A 4,403-nucleotide genomic window follows, 5' to 3' on the forward strand; every position below is an offset into this window, starting at 1 on the left:
ACCGGCTTCGAAGGCGCCCTCGCGATGATGAACCTTACCGCGCCCATCCGGATCGAGAAGAACGCGGACAAGACAGTCGACACCCAGCCCGACTACCGCATCTTCGCAGGCGAGATCCAAACCGAGATCGGCGGCGGCTGGATCGTCAAGGCAAAATCCAGCGGCAAGGACTATGTATCGCTGACGCTCGCCGATCCGAATATCGGGCCACGCAAGGTCTATGCGAACCTGGCGCCTGTGAAGGGCAAGAAGGGGCGCTACGTGCTCCTCTGGAACCCCAGGGACTGATCGCACTGGTGACGGCTCCCAGAGGAGCCGTCACCTCGCATTCGTGTTTCGGACGACGTGCTCGCTCCACCAGTTCATCATCTCGACGCGCTCGGCCTTCATAGGTCCAGATCGTCCAGGCGACGCGCGCGAACGTGGGCGCATCGAAGATGGCTGGCATGTGGCGCACCTTCCGCGAGATCAACGCACTGTGCAGGACCGGTGTCGGATCTGTCTCGGCGCGCAGGGTGGCGACTGCGTAGCGCAAGACTTCCCCAATCGTGGCGCGCAGGCACTTGGCGGTTTCATAATCGCTTTTCGCCTCGACTGTTTGCAGGAAGGTGAGGACGTTGCGCGGCTGGATGCCAGAGCAGGGCATGATGCCCAGTTCTTCCCTTGCGAAGTAGAGGAGCCAGGCTTTTTCGGGAGGGAGGTTTCGGTGAGCCCCTCGTTCTTCCACAAAAATCGGCGGCGATCACGTCGAACGTTGCTTTGGCGAGGCCGCTTCTGCGACACTGCTGAACTGCGGCGGGTAGATAGTCGGTGAGTGAGTGACCTTAAACGGAACATGTACTTATTCGACATGACTCGACAAAGCTTCATGCTATTTGTTGCTTTCGACTACGAAGGGTGATTGGCGGATGAACGATACGGAATTGCGGTTGTCGTTTTGGCGAGATGGTTCGACGAAGTCGGAACGACTAGCTGCTGCTGCACTGAAACTCTCAGGGTATGAGGAGATCGATCCTCAAAATCCGCTCGGCGGACCCGACGGGAAAAAGGATATCGTTTGTATTAAGGGTGGAGTTCGGTGGGTGGCCGCTGTCTTTTTTCCTGGCGGGCCCAAATCCTTCTCTGCCGTTAAAAAGAAATACTTGTCCGACCTAGCGGGAGCTACAAACGAGTACGGCGGCTTCGTTTTCGTGACAAATCAAACTCTCACGGCAAAGCAGAGAGTGACGCTTACGAAGTACGCGACCGATCTACGTAAAGAAGCCGACCTTATCCATCTCCAGCAGTTGCAAAATTTACTCGATTCACCGCATGGCTATGGCGTCCGTATCCAATATCTATCGATCCCAATGACCTTGGAGGAACAGCTTTCTTGGGCAGTGCAATCTGATTCGCAAACAGCACAAGCGCTAACCGCTCACACGCGTGAATTGCTGCTGTTGCGAGCTTCTATCGAGCGCATGAGCGCTGGGCAGGAAGATATCGTCCGAACATTCAAACTATCCGCCCCAATGGCCCCACCCACCGCTGATCTAATATCGGTTTCTTCTTTCGTGAAAAGTGATTCTTGGTCCAGCATTTCAGTTCAGCTAACTCCCGCGCATATTCTGTTATTTCATAGACTGCTATGTTTTGATTTGCCCAAACGCTCGGTGGGTCAATTGCGCACTGAAGATGCTTGGTTAGGAACTTCAAAGGGACGAAGCACTGAGCTAGCTCAACCCATGAGACCACAGGACATAAAAGGAGGTTTGGAAGAACTCTGCAAAGCTTGGGTTGACGAATATCCCGGACTTCGAAACCCTGATGACAAGCTTAGGGCGATTTCTAAGTTCCACGCCAGATTGCTCCTTATACATCCATTTTTGGATGGAAACGGACGTGTTGCACGTGCAGTTCTGATGCAACAATGCCTTGATCTATTTCAGCGCGCAGAAATGTCCTTACTCAATAAAGGCGCGGACTACTACTCGGCGCTAAAAAATGCGGATCAAGGTAACATCGATCCATTGATCGACTTGATACGACCGATAGTTTTTGACTAGACGCTTTTCGGTATAGAGTTGGGTGTCACACCCCATGCACCTTCGATGCTGACAAATCGCGAGCGATTTTGTTTGAAACACCCACTGCAGAAGGGAAATTCGCGCGCTTATCCTGTACACGAATGGTGTGCAGGGCGATTACGGAGCGAACAGGTTAGGCGCAAAAGTTACCAGCGCAATTGGGCCTGTCGCCGTGTACAATGCGAAGCAGCACATTTTCAGGTTTCGCGACGGGAACGGGCGAGCTATTTAGGAGCGGGCGGAAAGGCCCCCGGCCAGCTTGGAGAATCCTCATGGAACGCGATCCCAACCTTGTCTTCTCGTCCCGGAATGGCTGGGTGACGCGCAATGGAATGACGGTGGAATTGTGCATCGTGCGTCTGGAGCACGGAGAGGAATGGACTCTGGAAGTGGTGAACCAGAACGGGACCTCGATTGTGTGGGATGATCCGTTCGAGAGCGACGAAGCCGCCTTCGAGGAATTCGAACGGACGATTGCCGAAGAGGGGATGGAGGCTTTTCTTGATGACGCCAGGATCATCCCGTTTCCGCGCCGCTGAGCCGTCCGGCAAATCTACTCTGAGCGCAGGTGATCCCGTCTTCTATTCTGCTTCACGTTCCCGCTCAATCCGTCTCTGACGCAGGTTTACCGCGATGCCCGGCATGCCTGTTGACGCGCGCGAGACGGCGGCGATTGCGGTGAGCATTTGTCTCGCTGAAGTAAAGACGCGGCTTGCGGATTTGGTGGCATTGCCAATGCCCGGTTCGGGCGTTTGTTGTTGTTGGGGCGCTGTTTGTAATTGCTGTTGGCGCGATGTGGCGAGATCGAAGCCGAGCGTTCTGGCCTCTGCCTGCCATGCTTGGAACAGTGCCGTACGCTCCCGTGGGCGCTTGGCTTGCCTCGTGCGCAGCGCTGCGAGTTCCATGCCTTTGGGCGTCCGGTAGCCGTATGTGTCGGCGGCCTGTTCGATCGCCTGCCTGCGCTTCGAGAATGCGCGTTCGATGTCGCGCGGGATGGCTTTCAGACGAAAGCCTGTGCCATAGCGCTCGACGGCATGGCCGCCGCGTTCGAGCCGGTTGGCGAGGTGTTCGCGATAGACTGCCCCAACCTCCTTCTGGGCCTTGTAGAGATCGCGGCTGACGAGACTGCCCCAGGTTCCGTCCCGGCGCGGGGCTGTGTTGAAAATGAACGCGTGCGTGTGCAGCTGAGGATCGAGATCGCGGCTCGTGTGATGATGAAACCGGGCAATGGTCAGCCCGGCGACGGGCTCGCGGATCGCGCCGCCCTTGCCGCGGCGGGTGAACGCGTGATGGTCTTCAAGGTGTGTGGTGGCGGCATGAACGGCCTGGCGGTGCGCGGCGTCGATTGTCTTGCGATCGGCTGGAGCTGAGAGCGCCCACATGACCGAGACCGACTTGGGGGCTGAGAGCGTCATGTCCCATCCCGGCGCATGGGACTTGCCGGTCTGGGTGAGGCGTTCGCCGGTCTTCGGGTCGATGCCGTTCAGGGCCGCTTCGAAGTCTGCCTTCGAGACGGGGCCTTCAAGGGCGAGGCGTTCGGCGCCCCGCCCATCCCATTCGCCATCTGCTTCCGCTTCGGCCTCACCCTTGCCGGTATAGTATTCGTCCTGGGCCATGTGCTTGAAATAACTGACGGCGGCGCCCACCGATTTCCGGGCGGAGATGGAGGCGACCATCAGTCCATGCTTCCGGGCTTCGGCTTGCGAATGCGGGCAATGACGTCAGCCGAGAGCAGGCCCGCTTTTTGCGGCCGCTGGATCGGTGAGGCAGGGCGAACAGGTGCAGGATTGGCGCCCAGAGGTTCGTGATTGGGCCGGGTCCAGTCAGCCGGTACATTCGCCGGACGCTGGGAGGGAAGGATCGTGATCGGCAGCTCGATTTCGTACACGTCTTCCCCGAAGCCCAGCACCAGCATCCGGACCTTGCGACCCTTACGGCCAAGACGCGACGACAGTTCACTCGGCGTCATCACCGGACGCAGCGAGTGTTCGGTCGATATGTTGACCGAACTGTTTCCGCCGGAATGGCTTTTGCTGCGTGCTTCCTTTTCTATCTCCTGCATGCCGATGGCCCGGCTGATATCCTCGGCCCCTTCACCGGGATTCATGCGGCCGATGATGTGGGTGCCGATCATCGACAGCCAGGCATTGGTCCGGTCGCGGCCATACCTGATGCGGATCTGGGATGTATCCTGAGCAGCCAGCACCACGCACACGCCCTTCGATCGCCCGAGGTCTAGCAAGGCGGCCAGGTCATCCATCGCTTCGAGTTGCGGAAACTCGTCAAGGAAGAGCCAGATGCGGCGCTGGCTGCTTTCGCTGAATGCAGGACTGCAGA

5 protein-coding genes and 1 pseudogene are annotated in these 4,403 nt (G+C 57.7%); 3 read left to right on the top strand and 3 right to left on the bottom strand.

The window, feature by feature from the left end:
• Positions 1-288, top strand: a 288-nt coding sequence (locus tag B4F73_RS10325; protein ID WP_290483195.1) for a DUF736 domain-containing protein, incomplete at its 5' end; no start/stop codon positions are given.
• 199 nt (positions 289-487) lie between these two features.
• Here the strand turns inward: B4F73_RS10325 and B4F73_RS16830 are convergent.
• Positions 488-727, bottom strand: a pseudogene (locus B4F73_RS16830) (phage integrase central domain-containing protein); the annotation flags it as partial.
• A gap of 181 nt (positions 728-908) precedes the next feature.
• Here B4F73_RS16830 and B4F73_RS10330 point away from each other — a divergent pair.
• Both B4F73_RS10330 and B4F73_RS10335 read left to right on the top strand, forming a co-directional pair.
• Positions 909-2,045: a Fic family protein gene (locus tag B4F73_RS10330; RefSeq protein ID WP_290480106.1), complete on the top strand. Its 1,137-nt coding sequence runs from the start codon at positions 909-911 to the stop codon at positions 2,043-2,045.
• A gap of 293 nt (positions 2,046-2,338) precedes the next feature.
• Positions 2,339-2,605 (top strand): hypothetical protein, encoded by a 267-nt coding sequence (locus B4F73_RS10335; protein WP_290480105.1) that lies wholly within the window; start codon positions 2,339-2,341, stop codon positions 2,603-2,605.
• A 42-nt stretch (positions 2,606-2,647) separates the two neighbouring features.
• Here B4F73_RS10335 and mobF read toward each other — a convergent pair whose 3' ends face one another.
• Together mobF and B4F73_RS10345 are read right to left on the bottom strand one after the other, a co-directional pair.
• A complete protein-coding gene (mobF, locus tag B4F73_RS10340) occupies positions 2,648-3,742 on the bottom strand; it encodes a MobF family relaxase (protein WP_290480104.1) in 1,095 nt (364 codons plus the stop codon).
• A partial coding sequence (locus B4F73_RS10345; protein ID WP_290483196.1) for a type IV secretion system DNA-binding domain-containing protein occupies positions 3,742-4,403 on the bottom strand: 662 nt, incomplete at its 5' end. The genes mobF and B4F73_RS10345, both read right to left, overlap by 1 nt.

The sequence above is a fragment of the Hyphomonas sp. UBA3601 genome, from assembly GCF_002375605.1.
Classification (GTDB): Bacteria; Pseudomonadota; Alphaproteobacteria; order Caulobacterales; family Hyphomonadaceae; genus Hyphomonas.